This window comes from Acinetobacter sp. YH12201 (genome assembly GCF_013418145.1).
Taxonomy (GTDB): Bacteria; Pseudomonadota; Gammaproteobacteria; order Pseudomonadales; family Moraxellaceae; genus Acinetobacter.
Genome location: NZ_VPCP01000066.1, coordinates 1 through 17,395, shown reverse-complemented (window position 1 = coordinate 17,395; position 17,395 = coordinate 1). Strand labels below are relative to the sequence as shown.

Annotated in this window: 15 protein-coding genes and 1 pseudogene; 8 read left to right on the top strand and 8 right to left on the bottom strand. The window is 43.7% G+C overall.

All coding sequences use genetic code 11. From position 1 onward, the window contains the following. Positions 1-165: 165 nt before the first annotated feature. Entirely contained in the window at positions 166-606 is a 441-nt protein-coding gene (dtd, locus tag FTU91_RS12400) for a D-aminoacyl-tRNA deacylase (RefSeq protein ID WP_180043156.1), read from the bottom strand. Between the two features lie 358 nt (positions 607-964). Between dtd and pncB the strand changes: the two genes are divergently transcribed. The 3 genes from pncB (at position 965) to asd (ending at position 3,980) form a co-directional block, all read left to right on the top strand. Further along, entirely contained in the window at positions 965-2,170 is a 1,206-nt protein-coding gene (pncB, locus tag FTU91_RS12395) for a nicotinate phosphoribosyltransferase (RefSeq protein ID WP_180043157.1), read from the top strand. A gap of 113 nt (positions 2,171-2,283) precedes the next feature. After that, positions 2,284-3,132 carry a sulfurtransferase gene (locus tag FTU91_RS12390; RefSeq protein ID WP_180043158.1) on the top strand — a complete coding sequence of 283 codons (849 nt, stop codon included), beginning with the start codon at positions 2,284-2,286 and terminating at the stop codon, positions 3,130-3,132. Continuing rightward, positions 3,129-3,980 (top strand): archaetidylserine decarboxylase, encoded by an 852-nt coding sequence (gene asd / locus FTU91_RS12385; RefSeq protein ID WP_180043159.1) that lies wholly within the window; start codon positions 3,129-3,131, stop codon positions 3,978-3,980. Before FTU91_RS12390 ends, asd begins: the two co-directional genes overlap by 4 nt. A 201-nt stretch (positions 3,981-4,181) precedes the next feature. On the opposite strand, the gene FTU91_RS12380 is transcribed toward asd, so the two are convergent. The 5 genes from FTU91_RS12380 to FTU91_RS12360 form a co-directional block, all read right to left on the bottom strand. Beyond that, complete coding sequence (locus FTU91_RS12380) at positions 4,182-4,793, bottom strand: SPOR domain-containing protein (protein ID WP_180043160.1); 612 nt, start codon at positions 4,791-4,793, stop codon at positions 4,182-4,184. A gap of 228 nt (positions 4,794-5,021) precedes the next feature. Further along, the gene (gene argS / locus FTU91_RS12375) at positions 5,022-6,812 is read right to left on the bottom strand and encodes an arginine--tRNA ligase (RefSeq protein ID WP_180082299.1); all 1,791 of its coding nucleotides are present in this window, start codon (positions 6,810-6,812) and stop codon (positions 5,022-5,024) included. A gap of 317 nt (positions 6,813-7,129) precedes the next feature. After that, positions 7,130-8,437: a DUF445 domain-containing protein gene (locus tag FTU91_RS12370; RefSeq protein ID WP_180082298.1), complete on the bottom strand. Its 1,308-nt coding sequence runs from the start codon at positions 8,435-8,437 to the stop codon at positions 7,130-7,132. 30 nt (positions 8,438-8,467) lie between these two features. Beyond that, positions 8,468-9,022: a hypothetical protein gene (locus FTU91_RS12365; RefSeq protein WP_180043163.1), complete on the bottom strand. Its 555-nt coding sequence runs from the start codon at positions 9,020-9,022 to the stop codon at positions 8,468-8,470. 51 nt (positions 9,023-9,073) lie between these two features. After that, a complete protein-coding gene (locus tag FTU91_RS12360; RefSeq protein WP_180043164.1) occupies positions 9,074-9,613 on the bottom strand; it encodes a DUF924 family protein in 540 nt (179 codons plus the stop codon). A gap of 226 nt (positions 9,614-9,839) precedes the next feature. Here FTU91_RS12360 and gshA point away from each other — a divergent pair, with 226 nt between their 5' ends. Both gshA and FTU91_RS12350 read left to right on the top strand, forming a co-directional pair. Next, entirely contained in the window at positions 9,840-11,417 is a 1,578-nt protein-coding gene (gshA, locus tag FTU91_RS12355; RefSeq protein ID WP_180082297.1) for a glutamate--cysteine ligase, read from the top strand. Positions 11,418-11,435: 18 nt separating this feature from the next. Beyond that, a complete protein-coding gene (locus tag FTU91_RS12350; protein WP_180082296.1) occupies positions 11,436-11,972 on the top strand; it encodes a disulfide bond formation protein B in 537 nt (178 codons plus the stop codon). A gap of 367 nt (positions 11,973-12,339) precedes the next feature. Here FTU91_RS12350 and FTU91_RS12345 read toward each other — a convergent pair whose 3' ends face one another. Then, positions 12,340-13,671 carry a hypothetical protein gene (locus FTU91_RS12345; protein ID WP_180082295.1) on the bottom strand — a complete coding sequence of 444 codons (1,332 nt, stop codon included), beginning with the start codon at positions 13,669-13,671 and terminating at the stop codon, positions 12,340-12,342. Positions 13,672-13,919: 248 nt separating this feature from the next. Between FTU91_RS12345 and FTU91_RS12340 the strand changes: the two genes are divergently transcribed. After that, positions 13,920-14,504, top strand: coding sequence for a YqiA/YcfP family alpha/beta fold hydrolase (locus tag FTU91_RS12340; RefSeq protein ID WP_166170573.1), 585 nt, complete (start codon positions 13,920-13,922; stop codon positions 14,502-14,504). Between the two features lie 14 nt (positions 14,505-14,518). Next, complete coding sequence (gene parE / locus FTU91_RS12335; protein WP_166170575.1) at positions 14,519-16,399, top strand: DNA topoisomerase IV subunit B; 1,881 nt, start codon at positions 14,519-14,521, stop codon at positions 16,397-16,399. A 52-nt stretch (positions 16,400-16,451) separates the two neighbouring features. On the opposite strand, the gene FTU91_RS12330 is transcribed toward parE, so the two are convergent. Then, entirely contained in the window at positions 16,452-17,153 is a 702-nt protein-coding gene (locus FTU91_RS12330) for a phospholipase D family protein (RefSeq protein WP_180082294.1), read from the bottom strand. A 96-nt stretch (positions 17,154-17,249) separates the two neighbouring features. Between FTU91_RS12330 and FTU91_RS16645 the strand changes: the two are divergent. Further along, positions 17,250-17,395: pseudogene (locus FTU91_RS16645) on the top strand (IS701 family transposase); the annotation flags it as partial.

The window sequence follows — 17,395 nt, the reverse complement described above, 5'->3', positions numbered from 1 at the left end:
GTGATGGCATGGAGTGCTGAAGGGTTAAATCTAAATTCTCAGATAAAGTCATAAAAAAAATGAGCGTATTTATATACACTCATTTTTACAGCATTTTGCTAAATGTTGCTTAACTGACTGGCATTACTCAATCGAGGGCTTTTTTGTGATGGCAATATTGTCGCCTTATTCAACTTCCAGATTAAAGGTCACCGGACCATCATTGACCAGATGTACTTTCATGTCGGCGGCAAAAATACCCGTTTGCACATTTTTAAATTGAGATTTTGCATAGTCGACCAAGGCTTCATATAAAGCTTTTGCCTCACCCGGTGGCATGGCTGGACCAAAGTCCGGACGTAAACCTTTTTGCGTTTGTGCCATCAAGGTAAATTGCGAAACCAATAATACTCCACCACCGGCCTGAGCCACATTCCAGCCCATTTTGCCCTGTTCATCATCAAAAAAACGGTATTTCAATATCTTGTCGATCAGCTTTTTGCCTTTTTCCAGATTGTCTTCTTTAGCTAATCCCAGAAAAACCAAAATGCCTTTTTCAATTTGCCCAGTGGTTTCACCATCCACCACAACCTTTGCTTCTAGAACCCGTTGCAATAATGCACGCATAACTTAACCAATTTAAATCTTCAATTTATCCGCAGCATTGTAACAAACAGGCAGAAATTTAAGCTTTAAAATACACACAATATCTCAACAGAATCATCAGGTTTGGTTAAAGATATTTTGCTCTATCTTGACATGAATGAATCCAAGCAGACTTTAATGAAACTGGATATGAAGATGCAAATGTGAGAGTCGTGACTCAAGGCCGCTCACAGGAAATAAAATACAGCTCTATTACGGAATAACACTGAGGTTTATCTGTGACTCTATTGCCTTGACGGGTCCAGCTGTACGCAAAACTAGCAATATCAAGATAAAAAGTGTGTTTTAATGCAGTCAGCACAGCGAAATTTCATTAGATATGGCTCCAATCATTCAATCTTTGCTTGATACCGACTTGTACAAATTCACCATGTTACAGGTGGTATTGCATAAATTTCCTCAAACGCACAGTGTTTATCATTTTCGTTGCCGTAATTTAGAGGATACCGTTTATCCGCTGACGGATATTCTGGGCGATTTGAATCAGCAACTCGACTATTTATGCCAGCTTAAGTTTAAAGAAGATGAGCTGCTTTATCTGCGCAGTTTGCGTTTTATCAAAAGTGACTTCGTCGATTATCTGGAACTGTTCCAGCTGAAACGTCGTTTTATTAAAGCCAGCATTGATGAGCAAGGCCGTCTGGACATCTGGATTGAAGGTCCGATGGTTCAGGCCATGATGTTTGAAATTTTTGTTCTGGCCATTGTCAATGAACTGTATTTCATGCGTATTCGCAGTGATGAAGTTTTGGCAGAAGGTGAACGCCGTTTGCAAGCCAAAGTCGAACTGTTAAAGCATTATGAAAAAGAACTGAAGCCTCATGAACCACCTTTCTTGGTGTCTGACTTTGGTACGCGTCGTCGTTATAGCTTTGTATGGCAAAAGCATGTGATTGAAGTATTTAACCAAGCCTCACCGAATATTTTCCGTGGCACCAGCAATGTGTTGATTGCGAAAGAATTGGGAATTACTCCGATCGGAACCATGGCGCATGAGTTTTTACAGGCTTTTCAGGCTCTGGATGTGCGTTTACGCGATTTTCAGAAAGCGGCACTGGAAACCTGGGTGCAGGAATATCGTGGTGATTTAGGGATTGCCCTGACCGATGTGGTAGGAATGGATGCGTTCTTGCGTGACTTCGATCTGTATTTTGCCAAACTGTTTGACGGTTTGCGTCATGACAGTGGGGATCCCTATGCATGGGGTGATAAAGCCTATGCGCACTATAAGAAATTAAAAATTGACAGCAAAACCAAGATGCTGACCTTTAGTGATGGGCTGAATCTGGAAAAAGCCTGGGGCTTGCATCAATACTTTAAAGACCGTTTTCAGGTCAGCTTCGGTATTGGCACCAATTTAACCAATGACTTGGGACAAACCCCACTCAATATTGTGTTAAAACTGGTGGAATGCAATGGTCAATCGGTAGCAAAAATTTCCGACAGTCCAGGAAAAACTATGACCGATAACGATACCTTCCTGGCCTATTTACGTCAGGTATTTAATCTCAGCGCAACAGAATAATCATGATGGCTATAGCTGATTTTTTGCTAAATGAATGCAAAAAATCAGCATAATAGTGAAAATGACTTATGCTAAGATCGTCCATGTTGATCTAAATAAAACACGAAAAAAGTATGACTGTATCTGCATTTAATTTTGCTCTGCTGATAGAAGCAGAAGAGCTGGTTCCGTTTTTAGGCAATGAAAAATTACGCATTGTCGATTTAAGCCGTCGTTCTGTTTATGATCAATTGCATATTCCGCATGCCATTCATGTGCAACCGAAGCAGCTGGTACGCCAAGAAGAGCAGGCTTCAGGTTTGTTGCCTGATGTAGAGGGCTTAAAAGCCCTGATTGAATATCTGAATATTTCTCCTGAACATCATGTGGTGGCTTATGATGATGAAGGTGGGGCTTGGGCAGGGCGCATGATCTGGAACCTGCATTGTCTGGGTTTTGAAAATACCAGCTTGTTGAATGGTGGCATTCATGCCTGGCTGGCAGCCGGTTTGCCGACTTCTTCAGAAGTGGAAAAATTAGTTCCCGTAGTGCCTCTGGTGGACATTAACCAGACCAATATTGAAAAGTACCGTATTGAATATGCAGAGCTGTTAGAAAAAGTACAAAACAATAGCATTCAATTGTGGGATTGCCGCACCGAAGATGAATATACCGGTCTTCGACTTGCAGCGCGACGCGGCGGTCACATTCCAAATGCCCGACATTTTGAATGGAGTACTGCCCTAAATCGTGAAAATCATTTAAAATTGCATCCTTTACAACGCACTCAACAGCGCTTGGAACAACTGGGTTTCAATTTAAAACAACCTGTGGTGGTCTATTGTCAGTCACATCATCGTTCGGGTTTGGCCTATATTCTGGGCCGATTGCTCGGTTGGAAGATACAGGCTTATGATGGTGCGTGGAGTGAATGGGGCAACCGCCTCGACAGTCCGATTATTACCGGAGAGTTACCATCTTGAGCTTCGCATCACGTTTAAAAAAACAAATTTTTATTCAAGCACAACGTGTTGTGCCACAACACCAATTATCACGTGTCGTGGGTAAACTGGCTGCCAGTGAACATCCGATTATCAAAAATACCGTGATTCAGGCTTTTAAAGTCCAATATGGGATTGATATGTCGATTGCTGAACAAAGCAATGCATTGAAATTTAAATCATTTAACGAATTTTTTACCCGCTCTTTAAAAGAGGGGGTACGCCAAATCGATACCGATCCGCATAGTATTGTGTCGCCTGCCGACGGTGCCATTTCACAATTGGGTAAAATTGAAGAAGGCGATATTTTTCAGGCCAAAGGGCAAAGCTTTTCGGTGGAAAAACTGATTGCCGATCCGCAATTGGCCGAACCGTTTAAAAATGGTCATTTTGCTACAGTGTATTTATCACCTAAAGATTATCACCGTGTGCATATGCCTTTTGCTGGGACTTTGACTGAAACCTTGTATGTTCCAGGGGAATTGTTCTCGGTCAACCAAACCACTGCGGAAAATATTCCGGGTCTGTTTGCGCGTAATGAACGGATGGTGTGTTTGTTTGATACTGAGCTGGGGCGTATGGCGGTGGTTTTAGTCGGTGCGATGATTGTTGCAGGTATTGAAACTGTGGCAACGGGTAAGGTGAAACCGACAGGGCATTTGGAATTGAACCAACACAACCTGTTTCTGGAAAAAGGAGCAGAGCTGGGCCGTTTCTATTTGGGTTCAACTGCTGTGGTGCTATTTGAAAAAGATAAAATGCAATGGGACCCGATGTTTAAGGCCAATTCTGTTGTAGTAATGGGCGAGGCTTTGGGGCATACGGTTTAAATGCTTTTAGCCTCCCTTTTTTAAAGGTGAGCATCCTCGAAATATATTTCGAGTGCGTAAGGGAGGGATTATTTTACCTCTTGAATTATATCAATCCCCCTCAGTCCCCCTTTGTTAAGGGGGATGTTTCATCAAGGAAAGGATTTAGGACGGTCAAAATAAAAAAGCGCCTCAAATAAGGCGCTTTTTAATGTCTAAAAATTAGCGTTTCACCACAATCGAATCAATACCACTGCGTTGCAAGGTTTGCTGTGCAATCATCGCAGCTTCCTGAGAATCATAGGGCCCAGAAATTACCCGATACCAAGTTTGACCGCCTTCAACCGATTTCACTACATCTGCAGACAGACCATTCAGGATAATTTCGGCACGGCGTGCATCGGCACTATCTGGATCGGGATAGCTACGCACCTGCAAAATATAACTTGGCTGGTGGGCAACAGGTGCTTCAGAACTTTCCAGACCTGGCTCGGCTGTTTCAGCCGGAGCAGCCGTTTCTGTTTCTGGAGCTTCAACAATCACTACAGTTTCTGAATTTTTAGTTTCAGGAACTGCCTGATCTGGAATGGGTGTCACTTGCTGTTGTGGCAATAAATCGTAGAAACGATAGTCCTTGTTGGTATCTTCCTGATAATGTTCAGAACTGATCTGATTTTTCGGTTTAACCGGTGCCCACGGTTTCCACAGCATCAAAGCTACGGCAAAACTCAACACAATTAAAATAACCACCAGCGTTCCCAGCCATGCAGGAATCAATGGCTTTTTCGGCTTATTCGGTCGCTCAGAGACACCGCGCTGCGTTTTTCCAAACACGTGGGATTCCTCGTGTATTATTTTTAATTTAAATCTATTTAAAATAAGGTGTTATTTTTAGATAACACCTTATTTACCCTATTGTCTATAAATCATTAACTAAGTTTAGATGATCACAAACATGACTTTTGCTGCGAGTAACAACATTGCTGCACAAGGGAATTAATTATTACATCGCCACTTCAAGCATAGCTTTCGGTCTTGCGGCGATGCAAAACCTTGTTGTGCTTACATCGCCTCAGGAGCAGATACACCTAATAATTCTAAACCATTACGTAAAACCTGTTGTACGTTTACTGAAAGTAATAAACGGGCTTGTGTAAGTTCAGCATCATTATTGAGTACTTTATGCTCATTATACCAACCGTGGAATAATGCTGCCAATTCTTTCAGATAGTTACCTACTTGATGCGGTTCATAACTGTTGGCTGCGCGAATCACGATCTCAGGGTAGGCTGCAAGTTTGGCCAGAATTTCTGTTTCTGCATCCAGCGCAAGTTTCGCCGCAAATTGACGTGCATTCGCAGCATCAAAGTTCACACCTGTTGTAACCGCTTTTTCTAGCATACGGCAGATACGGGCATGTGCATACTGAATGTAATACACGGCATTGTCTTTACTTTGAGAAACAGCAAGGTCCAAGTCGAAATCGATGTGCTGTTCAGACTTACGCATCACATAGTAGAAACGCGCTGCATCGTTGCCGACTTCTTTGCGCAGGTCACGTAAAGTCACGAACTGACCTGAACGGGATGACATTTGCACCATCTCGCCACCACGCCACAAGCTCACGAACTGAACCAAAAGCACGGTCAATTTTTTCGAGTCATAACCCATGGCATCAATGGCTGCTTTAACACGCGCAATATAACCGTGGTGGTCTGAACCCCAGATATCGACGATATCGGTATAGCCACGTTGTAATTTATTCAGGTGGTAAGCAATGTCAGAGGCAAAGTAAGTGGTTTGACCATTACGGCGTTTCACTACGCGGTCTTTTTCATCGCCAAATTCGGTCGATTTAAACCAGATATTGCCATCTTGTTCATAAAGATAGCCACGTTGATCCAGTGTTTGTAGTGCTTCTTCAATTTTTTCAGTTAAAGATGCTTCACTGAACCATTGGTTGAAGGTTACACCAAATTCGCCCAAGTCATCTTTAATGTCATCAAGAATCGCTTTGAGCGCCGCTTGATGGAAGATGCGGTAGCCTTCACCAATCAATGCTTGAGAATTGTGAATCAAGCCATCGATGTGTTTTTCTTTATCGCCCGATAACACCACTTTGTTGCCGTCAGCATCCAGTTCTTCAGCGTATTGAATATCTTCAGGTACATCTTTATATACGTCTGCAACCGGACGTACATAAGCAGTGCCGTCTTGGTCAATAATGATTTGCGCGATTTCTTTAACGTAGTCGCCTTGGTAGGCATTTTTAGGGAAGACTAAGGTTTGACCCGTAAGCTCTAAATAACGCAGGTATGTAGAGGTCGCCAGAATGTCCATTTGACGGCCAGCATCATTGACATAATATTCACGGTCAACTTTGGCACCGGTTGCTTCCAGCAGATTGGCAACGGTCATGCCATAGGCTGCACCCCGACCATGACCAACGTGCAGGCTTGAAGTCGGGTTTGCTGAAACAAATTCGACTTGAACGCGTTTTTCACCATTGGCTTGAGTACGACCAAATTGATCTTTTTGTGCTTGAATCTGGTCTAAAACAGCAAAGCGCTGGTCGGCATTTAAAAAGAAGTTGATAAAGCCGGGACCCGCAATTTCTGCTTTGCTGATGTCTGCTACTTCAGGCAATGCAGCAAGAATTTTTTCTGCAAGATCACGAGGCTTCATACCCGCAGCTTTAGAACCAATCATGGCAATATTCGAAGCGAAGTCACCGTAGCTTCGGTCTTTGGTTCGCGTTAAATGACCGCTGTTATTCCAGTCGGATGGAAGTACACCTTCAGCTTGAAGAGATTGCACTGCATGATCGAGAGCTGCTTGGATTGCCGTATTCATAATCAGTCGAAAAATAAATGTCGCAGAAAAACAGCAAATATAGCAAATTTCGTGGTCTTTAGGTGAATGCATTTGTATTGAATGAATCTTGTCCGACAACTAACGCAGAATTGAAGCAGGAAAATTCTGCAAAAGATTCAAAAAAGCAGGATTTTCTAGGCTTTTGCTTTTCCCATTGTGCTAACCCTGTTGCCTTTGGTGCGTAAATTAACAGACAAACGGGTTGATCTTTATGCTCCCAATTCACCGAAGTGAATCAGTTCTTAGTCCAGACCAGTTGCTTTGATGAATAGGCTTTATTGATTTTGAACAGGTCTTTAAAGCAATACATCCACCAAGGCACGGATCATCCCCAGCACCAAACCGATAAATGCACCGACTACGACCCCATTGACCCGGATCATGTGCAAATCGCCACCGACTTCATTTTCAATTTTGTCGATCATTTCGCGAGAATCCCATTCATGAATGCGTTCGCTAATAAAACGGATCACTTTTTCACTGTATTGATCACTCAAATTGACGGCAAGCCCACTCATTCGTTCATTCAGCAATTGACGTACTGCCGGATTGGAAATGATATTTTCCCCGACCTGTTGAATCGCAACTCGCAGATTTTGTGCAATGCCTGAATCGGGTTTGAGCAAGTCTGCTTTAATCGCATCACAGAGGATCACTACGGCACCACTGATAAAATTTAGTACCTGAGGACTATCTAGCAGGGCATCTTTGATACTGTTTAGACGATAGCTGGCCTCACTTTCACTGTCTGCCAGTTCCAGCATCAGCTGCTGACCCATCTGTTCAATTTTTTGCCGCCAGGGATGCTGTGGATCGGCCAGCATGGATTCCACTCGTTCAATCAGTGAATCAATGGTGCGTTGCTGCACATCAATCCCAATCCAGCTGGCACCTTTGGCCAGCTTCCACACGCCCAGTTCTTTGAACAGCCGACGGGTAAGTTCATGGGCTTGTTCTGGATGAGAAATCATCCATTCGTGTGCCAAATCGAGTCCACGTTGCAATACATCCTGATGGAAGTCATTTTCTAGTACCGCGCGCAGCATTTCACTGGCCAGGGTGTTAATCTGGGTGTTACGCACCCATTGCACACTGTTGTTTTGAATAAAGTTTCCAATCTGTTCCTGACCAACAAATTCGAAAATCTTCGGTACGGTTTGCTGAATGACCTGAGTGACTTGAGTATTATTTTCCGGTTTTGCCAGCCATTGTCCGACCGCAAGACTCAGATCGGTACTTTGCAGGCTTCTTTCCACCACTTGTGGAGATAAAAAGTTTTCCTGTACAAAACGTCCCATCGATTCGGCAATCCTGGCCTTATTGCGCGGAATGATTTCAGTGTGGTCGAGCAGAAACTTGGGAATTGGCATTTTCCCAAAAGGATTGCGGAACAATACGGTAATGGCATACCAGTCGGCCAGTCCGCCGACCACACCCGCTTCGGCAGAAAGCATGAAAATATGAACCAGCCAGGCATATTCAGGAATCAGCTTGGCAACCAGCATCAGCACTAACCAGATCACGATAGCACTGATGAGGGCAATGGTGGCAAAGCGTTTACTGCGTTGCAAACTTGGTGTGGTGATTGCTTCCGCTGTGGTCATGCAGGATTCCTGTCGGTTACTAAACTGTTGTTATTTTGCTGTTTTCGGCATTGCTGGTGCTAGAATTTGGCCGTTAGAACCCAAGCCATACTTTTGTCCTAGATATTTTAAAATCAAATAGGCATCAAAGGCATCATCGGGTGCTTTTTTCTGATCTTTATAACATTCAATGGTATAGGAAACTTGTACCGGGTCAATAGTCACCACGCGCGGCATATCATAAAACGGGTCAGGCCAGAAGCCAGGATAGCGGCGGTAATAACCATAGGGATAGTACATCGGGGTGGAGTAGACCACGGCCTGACGTGGGGGCTGGTTACGGTTACTCGGATCATCCAGTACTTTAAAATAGCGGAAGCCATTTTGTACCGTGGTCTGGGCGGCTTTCACCAGAGTAATTTCTTCGGCAGTCCCAAAATTCATGTTAGGACGGGCCTGAAAACTGATGCGATAGCTTTGTGCATTCAGGGGCGTATTGCTGAATTGCCCCAGTTGGTCAAAAGTCAGCGGTTTTGAAGGTGTGGTTGCACAGCCTGACAGCGCTATGGCCACGACCATACTCAAACCTATAATGCTGTTCTTCATGTTAAACCTCCATACGATTTACTGTGCGCGGGGAGGAGACACAATAAATGTTTAGAAACGACTATTCGGTTGGGTTAAAAATTCGAGCTCTTCCGCAGTTGAGCTACGTGCCAGGATGGCATTGCGGTGCGGATAGCGCCCGAAACGGTCAATAATGGCTTTATGCTGTTTTTCATAATCCAGATTCAGGGGATTATTTAAGCGTTGAAATAATTTTAACGCGAATTCGTGGATCAGTTTCGATTCACTGTGCATAAAGGGCATATATAAAAACGTACGTTGTTCTGGACTTAATTGTTTATCCAAATCCAGGCTAATGGCTTCTTGCGCCAGAGCCAAGGCTAAGGGGTCCTGGGCAAAGGCCTGAGCTTGATCCCGAAACAGGTTACGTGAGAATTGATCCAGAATAATAATTTCAGCCAGGCGGCCTTCAGCCGTTTTACGCCATGACCACAGTTCGGCTTGTGCCGCCTTTTGGTGAATGTCATAAAACTTTTGCTTGATCAGTGCATCAAAATCATCACTTTTTGCAAACCACAGCGGCTGGGTTTCCGGATTAAACCAAAAGTCCAAAACATCTGGATAATTCATAATATTTACAAATCCTTAGCACTTATTATTCAATACAAACACAAAATTCAGATGTCTTATACAGTATCTTTGTGATAAAAATTTGCCAGAAATAAAATTGACGTTTTGCTTGAAAACTATACAGGGTGTAATGTAGCAGCCAAAAATCACGTTATACTGATATAAACTGATGATTTTATTTTAGTAGTTTTATTTAGTAGTTATCTTCCGATAAGCGAGATTGTTAATGAGTCAACCCGAATCGACCTCTCAAGTTATGGTACCAACTTGGGTGGATTCTTCGCTGTTTAAGGGCATGTTGCGCGGTATTGAACGTGAAAGCCTGCGTATGCAAAGCAATGGCTTTTTATCCCAGGCAACACATCCTCAGGCACTTGGTTCTGCATTAACACATCCGCATATCACCACTGACTATTCTGAAGCCTTGATGGAATTTATTACTCCTCCACAAGACAGTATTGAAAAAGCACTCGATTATCTGGCCGATATTCATGCCGTTACACACCGTCATCTGGAAAATGGGGAAAAACTCTGGCCCTTGTCGATGCCCTGCATGCTGGATGATGACGAAAAAAGCATTCGTTTAGCCCAATATGGTAGTTCTAATATTGGACGATTCAAGACTTTATATCGCCGTGGTTTAGGGGTGCGTTATGGTCGCCGTATGCAAACCATTTCCGGGGTGCATTATAATTTATCTTTTCCAGATCAACTGTTTGAAGCACTGCAACAGCATGAAAGCAATGAAGATCTAAAAAGTCTCAATTTGCAGGATTATCGCAGTCACCGTTACTTTGGCTTGATCCGTAATTTCATTCGTCTAACGCCCTTGGTGATGTTCCTGTTGGGGGCTAGCCCTTCGGTCTGCCAGTGCTTCATGACCGGACGTGACCATCATCTGTTGCCTTTGTTAAAAGGTACCCTGTTCTTGCCTTATGCAACAGCACTGCGGATGGGCAATTTTGGCTATCAGAATTCTGCCCAGAAGCAATTGGGTATTCACTACAACAACCTGTCGGGTTATCTGGAGGGTTTGCAAAAAGCCGTGAAAACGCCTTATGCACCTTTTAGCCGTTTGGGGCTCAATGATGAACACGGTGAACCGATTCAAATCAATGATCATGTGTTGCAAATTGAAAATGAATACTACAGCTTAATCCGTCCGAAGCAGGTGCCTCAAGCAGGAGAAACACCATCCCAGGCACTGCAAAATCGCGGAGTCGGTTATGTGGAACTGCGCGCAGTCGATGTCAATCCGTACAGTCCAATCGGAATTGATGAAAACACGGCAGCATTTCTGGAAGTCTTGGCACTGCATTGCTTGCTACAAGACAGCCCGGATTTACTCGATCCGGAACAGGAACGGATTGAGCGTAATCAGGCCGAAGTGGTCAATCGTGGCCGTGCACCGAATGCCGCTATTCTGGATGCAGCTGGGAAACATCCGATTGAGGATTGGGCACGTGCGCAGGTCATCAAAATGCAGCCTTGGGCTGATTTACTGGATGCGACTTATGATACCCAAATGTATTCAGCAGCCCTGGTGGTCATGCTCAATCGTATTGATGAAGTAGATGAAACCCTGTCTGCCCAGGTTATAGCCGATACTTTGGAATATGGCGGGACATGGGGTTTTGGCAGTATGATGGCGCTGCAACATGCAGCAACTTATGAACAGCACCCTTTAAGCCCGGATACGCTGGCTTATTTTGATGGTTTGGCGGGGCAGTCATTGCAACAGCAACAGCAACTGGAACAAGATACGAGCATCAGTTTTGAGCAATATCTTGCCGATTATCGATAAAAATTAAGAGGATTTGCCATGCAATGGAGTTATCGCTTCGTGAGTGGTTTTTTATTTTTAGCCAGTGTCGTGGGGATGGCATTTGCGTTGTATTTAGAGCATGGACAAGGGCTTGAGCCTTGTCCACTCTGCGTTTTTCAGCGTATAGGTCTAATTGGGCTGGGGATTATTTCCCTGATCGCTTTCCTGCATAACCCCATTTCAAATGCATTTAAGCGTTTTTATGCTTTGTTGGGTACGCTTAGTATCCTCTGGTCCGCAGGGGTGGCTGCACGTCATGTCTGGCTGCAAAATTTGCCACCCGATCAGGTGCCGAGCTGTGGTCCAGGTTTAGATTATTGGTTGGATACTTTGCCGTTAAAGTCGGTATTTGAACAGGTGCTGAAAGGTTCGGGTGAATGTGCCAAGGTTGACTGGACTTTGTTTGGACTATCGCTTCCGGTATGGTCATTGGCTTTCTTTGCCGTACTTGCCTTGATCAGCCTGTGGCAACTATTGCGTCACTATCCAGGGATGACCAATAAAACAGCCAATAAAACAGCCAAGAAAAAATAAAGAGGTATATAAAAAAGCCAACTGAATGTTGTAATGCTGATCAGTTAAGGAGTTTAGAAATAAACTCCTTAACTTTTTAGTGATTCATGGCGGAGTCTTACCATTTTAAATCAAACCCTTGCAGCTCATCTGTTACTTTGGTTTCGCCCAAAGTAACCAAAGGCATTTGTCATCCGCAAAACTCGTCAACCACTATCAACTCGCAAATTTATCGCAGAAACAATCATTTTTTAATGTAGTCCGGCCTCAAACAGTTGCGGATGACTTTCCCACATATCAAATACAGTCATGAATTTAAAAAAGAAAATACCAGTCAATTTCTTAACTGACTGGCATTAAACCGAACGTTGGCTTTTTTATTTTTTACTTAAGTCAGTGCAATACCTGACAAATCTTCCAGCTGCATGCGGTATTCATGCACTTCTTCTTTGACCTGTTCATTTTGCGGCGGGTAGAACCATTTCACGATCTGTTCCGCCACACTGGAATGATAGTTGATTTCAAAATGACTTAAGCCATAAAAGATCGCTTTATGGGATTGGGGCACTTTCAGATGAAAGCGCGGATTTGGATGTTCACCCAAAGCACTGTCTACACTGACCAGATAGTCCCCCAGCACCTTTAAGGTTCGATTCTTTTTGTTTTCATATTCAATGGTGCCGGCAACCAGGTAAGTATTAATATGTTTCGGTAGGGGAGCCGGTTTACGGTTGTCATCCATGCCGCCAATCCGGGCATGATTATGTTCCCAGTCATCATCGCGAACACTGCCATAGCGCAAATCCAGAATGCCATTGCTGCGGATATTGACAATATGCCGGATGATTTTCACAAAGGGAAAATGTCCGAGTTTGTCTTGCAGGATAAACCCGAAACGTTCCAAGACTGCACCATGATGCGGAGAACCTAGGCAGACCAGGTTCTCGGTCAGATGTATCCATTGATACATGTTCTGTTTGCCGTAAAACAGGGCACTGCGTAAGACCAGGCCGCCCATGCTGTGGCCAATTAAATCAATGCTGGTAATGCGCGGATTGCGACGAATCAAATCTTCTAGGGTATGGGAAAGACTACGGCCATTGGCCGAGATACGACGTCCACTATTGTAGTTCAGGTACAGCATGGTGTTATTGTCACGTTGCGCCAACAATTTTTCGCCAATACCGCCATATTGCGTGTTGCTCCAGTCCAGATGGTTCATGCACAAGCCATGTACAAAAATGACCACGCGACCGGATAAATCCCCTTTTTGCAGTCCACCATAGTGGTCATACAGTACCATCGGCAGTGCCATCGGGTTCTGATATTTTAATAAATAATCACCCAGCACCCCGTTGAGCACTCCGACGAGAAAATGCAGTGCAGGTGTTAGCGGTTTGTCATGTAATTTTGGATATTTTTCAATAATTTGACGTAAACCTGGTGCCAAAAGATACGATCCGTAATTAAGCAGAGTATCGTAGGAAAACTGATACAGTTTTTCGATATAAGGAATTTTTTGCAATTTTTTCGAGCGTTGTTCACTCATGCCAAACAGGCTAATTAAAATTTCACGTTGAATCGCCTGGATCAGCTCCTGCATGACGTCGTTGAGACGAGTCGTGACCAGTTGTGCGAGACCTTCCAATACATCAGCCTGACTGGGTGGTGTACGGTCCCATCTACAATAGGTTTCATGTAATGGGGTTAAACTCGGCATTTGATCCTGTCCTTTTTGAGACCATGTTTCCCATACCCTTTATTTTTTCTTGGGATCACGGTATAAACTCTTAACTTTTCATTTTATATCGTTCATCTCGAACAGCTTTTACAATAACGATGATTGCGCTTCGGTATTAATTTTTTTGTCTGACAATCCTGGCTATATCTACATTAAAACAGATGGGTGGCGAAGACTCAGGGATAAAATAAATCTAGTTTAAATTTGACCATGATGCAATAAAAACCATGAACATCATTTATTTACATGGATTTCAAAGCAGTGCTTTATCCATAAAAGGCCGGCAGATTAAAGACTACTGTCAGCAGCACAGCAATGTTCAGGTTCATCTGCCGGATCTCAACATGCCGCCAGAGCAGACCATGGCGCATGTGGCTGCCATGATTGAAAGTCTGGACCGGGTGGTGCTGGTGGGGAGCAGTCTAGGAGGCTTTTATGCGACACAGCTGGTCGCAAAGTATGGCGTTCCGGCTGTTTTAATTAATCCGGCTATGCGACCATGGCAACTGTTCCGCGACTTGTTTGGTGCCGAGCAGATTCCCTATGTGGTGAATGCTGAATGGACATTGGATGATAGTCATCTGGATCAGCTTGAGCAGATGGCAGTGCCATTTGTGCAAGATGCAGACAAAATTTTAGTGTTATTACAACAAGGTGATGAAGTTTTGGATTATCGTGAAGCACAGCGCTATTATAGCAATGCTCCGCATCAGTCCATGCTGATTACCGAAGCAGATGGCAACCATGCGATGGAAAATTTCGCAGACAAAATACCGATGGCCTTACAGTTTTTATCGGATTGTATAAATTAAGGAAACAGTACAACGTGTCTCAATATACGGCTCAATCACTTGAAGTTTTATCTGGTTTAGATCCGGTACGTCGTCGTCCGGGTATGTATACCGATACCACTCGTCCAAACCATTTGGCGCAAGAAGTCATTGATAATGCTGTGGATGAGGCACTTGCCGGACATGCCAATAAAATTACCGTCACAGTGTATAAAGACGGTTCCCTGTCAGTTGAAGACAATGGCCGGGGGATGCCGGTGGATATTCATCCGGAATATGGCCAGAGCGGAATTGAAATTATTCTGACCAAGTTGCATGCTGGCGGTAAATTCAGTACCGATAACTACCAGTTTTCGGGCGGCTTGCATGGGGTAGGGATTTCAGTGGTCAATGCCCTATCTGACCGGGTGGAAGTGGAAGTTCAGCGTCAGGGCAACCTGTATAAAATGACCTTTGAGCACGGTGAACCGGTTGCACCGCTTGAAGTACTGCAAGGCAAGGCACCGAAACGTGCGACCGGTACCACAGTACATTTCTGGCCAGAAGCCAAATATTTTGATTCGCCCAAGTTTGCCCTCAAGGCTTTAAAACATAATTTAAAAGCCAAAGCCGTATTAGCGGCAGGTTTGGAAATCAATTATGTAGACCAGATCAATGATGAAAAGATCAGCTGGCAGTTCGAAAATGGTCTGGTTGATTATTTGATGGATGAGCTGCAAGACCGGGAAATCATTCCAAGTCCAGCTTTTGTGGCTACTGGCGAAGCTGAACGTGCCAGCGCCGAATTTGCGATTTGCTGGAATGCTGAAGGTGGCGAACAAATTCAGGAAAGCTATGTCAACCTGATTCCAACCGCGCAAGGGGGTACCCATGTCAATGGTCTGCGTTCAGGGGTCACCGATGCTATGCGTGAGTTCTGTGAACTGCGTAACCTGTTGCCACGTAATCTGAAACTGTCTGCCGAAGATGTCTGGGATGGGGTGAACTACATTCTGTCGTTAAAATTTCAGGAACCACAATTTTCCGGTCAAACCAAAGAGCGCCTGTCGAGCCGTGAAGCCTCAGGCATTGTACTGAATATCGCCAAAGATGCTTTTGCACTGTGGCTCAACCAGAATTCAGACATTGCCATGCAGCTGGCTGAACTGGCAATTGCCAAGGCGGGTCGCCGTTTAAAAGCGGCAAAAAAAGTTGAAAGGAAGAAGATTGTTTCCGGACCTGCACTCCCGGGTAAATTGGCCGACTGTGTAGGACATACCCTGGAAGAATCGGAACTCTTTATTGTGGAAGGTGATTCTGCAGGCGGTTCTGCTAAGCAGGCACGTGACAAGAATTTCCAGGCAATCATGCCGATTCGCGGGAAAATCCTGAATACCTGGGAAGTCTCTTCTGATGAAGTTCTGGGTTCTCAGGAAGTGCATGACATTGCCATTGCGATTGGGGTGGACCCGGGCAGTGATGACCTGTCCGAACTGCGCTATGGTAAAATCTGTATTCTGGCCGATGCCGATTCTGATGGTCTGCATATCGCGACCCTGCTCTGTGCCCTGTTTGTGAAACACTTTCCGGCCATGGTGGAAGAAGGGCATCTGTTTGTAGCCATGCCGCCATTGTTCCGTATTGATGATGGCAAGGATGTGCACTATGCGCTGGATGAAGACGAGCTGGAAAGCATTCTGAAAAAATGCAAAAGTAAAAATCCGCAAATCACCCGATTCAAAGGTTTGGGTGAAATGAATGCCAGCCAGTTACGTGAAACCACAATGGACCCGAATACCCGTCGTTTGGTGCAGCTTGATTTAGATGATGCGCATTTTACTGCCGGTCTACTGGATAAATTACTTGCGAAAAAACGCTCATCAGACCGTAAACACTGGTTAGAACAGAAAGGTAATCTGGCGGATCTGGCGGTTTAGTTTTTAAGTTATTATTTACATATAAAGAAACCCACAATTGCGGGTTTCTTTATTAAAGCTCTATATTCTCTGTCCAAAGAAAATAACCGCCGTATTGGCTTGATCTAAATTCACCTCCTAACGACTTTCCTTGATCAGTAAGATAGTGTTTGCCATTATCATTCAATGTGAGTAAGCCTTTTTTAACCAGTTTTTCTAATAAATCAGCTGTTTTAATCTTGTGTTTAGCTGCAAGCTTTGAAGTGGTAAGTTTTGAAAAATTATCTGTATTTGTTTCTTCGTTATCTTCAGAAGGCTGTTCAGTTTTAACTTCGTCTAAAGTAATACGCACTTCATCACTGATTCGAATAATACGCTGTGCTTCCTCATAAGCCTCTTTGAAAACATCCCCATCTTCATACTTACGAATTAAAATGCCCATTTCATTATTATTGACCTGACTAAACTCATATAAGTTTAAGCTGGAAATAATACATTCAGATTCATTTAGATAGCATTTTGCGTGGAGATTTTTACAAAAACTCAGGCGTACATAATCGAGTTTCTGCAGCCATTTAATTTCATCGGGATGTAAGTCACTTTTGCCATATACAATCCGAATATCAATTTTAAGACGGTCTTTATCTTCTAGTAATTCTTTAATGCGGTCATTAAGACGTAGATAAGGACTAATAAGAATTAAGCGTTCTTTGGCATTTTTAATTAGTTCTTCTAGAAAGAAATTTGTTCCACTGGTATTCAAAAATTTAGCCATTCGATCCCCCCAATTAGGTTCATTCAAATTGTTTTTATTATAGGACTTACGCATTGACGGATTCAAAAAAGTATTAAAATACTTTATAAAGTATCTGTGATCAGACGAATTAAACATGCTTCTACAGCAACTTGTACTCTACCCATTTATATGGGCTTTCTCATGACAGAACCGAACTCTATTAGCTGCACACAACTTGCCGAGACTTATAACATCTCGCATGATAGTGTAAATCGCTTTCT

What these genes read in the sequence shown, in the direction of transcription:
- gshA (WP_180082297.1), top strand. Translation starts at nt 9,840, where the DNA reads ATGAGTCAACCCGAATCGACCTCTCAAGTTATGGTACCAACTTGGGTG.
- FTU91_RS12340 (WP_166170573.1), top strand. Translation starts at nt 13,920, where the DNA reads ATGAACATCATTTATTTACATGGATTTCAAAGCAGTGCTTTATCCATA.
- FTU91_RS12345 (WP_180082295.1), bottom strand. Translation starts at nt 13,671, where the DNA reads ATGCCGAGTTTAACCCCATTACATGAAACCTATTGTAGATGGGACCGT.
- FTU91_RS12350 (WP_180082296.1), top strand. Translation starts at nt 11,436, where the DNA reads ATGCAATGGAGTTATCGCTTCGTGAGTGGTTTTTTATTTTTAGCCAGT.
- dtd (WP_180043156.1), bottom strand. Translation starts at nt 606, where the DNA reads ATGCGTGCATTATTGCAACGGGTTCTAGAAGCAAAGGTTGTGGTGGAT.
- argS (WP_180082299.1), bottom strand. Translation starts at nt 6,812, where the DNA reads ATGAATACGGCAATCCAAGCAGCTCTCGATCATGCAGTGCAATCTCTT.
- FTU91_RS12365 (WP_180043163.1), bottom strand. Translation starts at nt 9,022, where the DNA reads ATGAAGAACAGCATTATAGGTTTGAGTATGGTCGTGGCCATAGCGCTG.
- FTU91_RS12360 (WP_180043164.1), bottom strand. Translation starts at nt 9,613, where the DNA reads ATGAATTATCCAGATGTTTTGGACTTTTGGTTTAATCCGGAAACCCAG.
- FTU91_RS12390 (WP_180043158.1), top strand. Translation starts at nt 2,284, where the DNA reads ATGACTGTATCTGCATTTAATTTTGCTCTGCTGATAGAAGCAGAAGAG.
- FTU91_RS12330 (WP_180082294.1), bottom strand. Translation starts at nt 17,153, where the DNA reads ATGGCTAAATTTTTGAATACCAGTGGAACAAATTTCTTTCTAGAAGAA.
- pncB (WP_180043157.1), top strand. Translation starts at nt 965, where the DNA reads ATGGCTCCAATCATTCAATCTTTGCTTGATACCGACTTGTACAAATTC.
- FTU91_RS12370 (WP_180082298.1), bottom strand. Translation starts at nt 8,437, where the DNA reads ATGACCACAGCGGAAGCAATCACCACACCAAGTTTGCAACGCAGTAAA.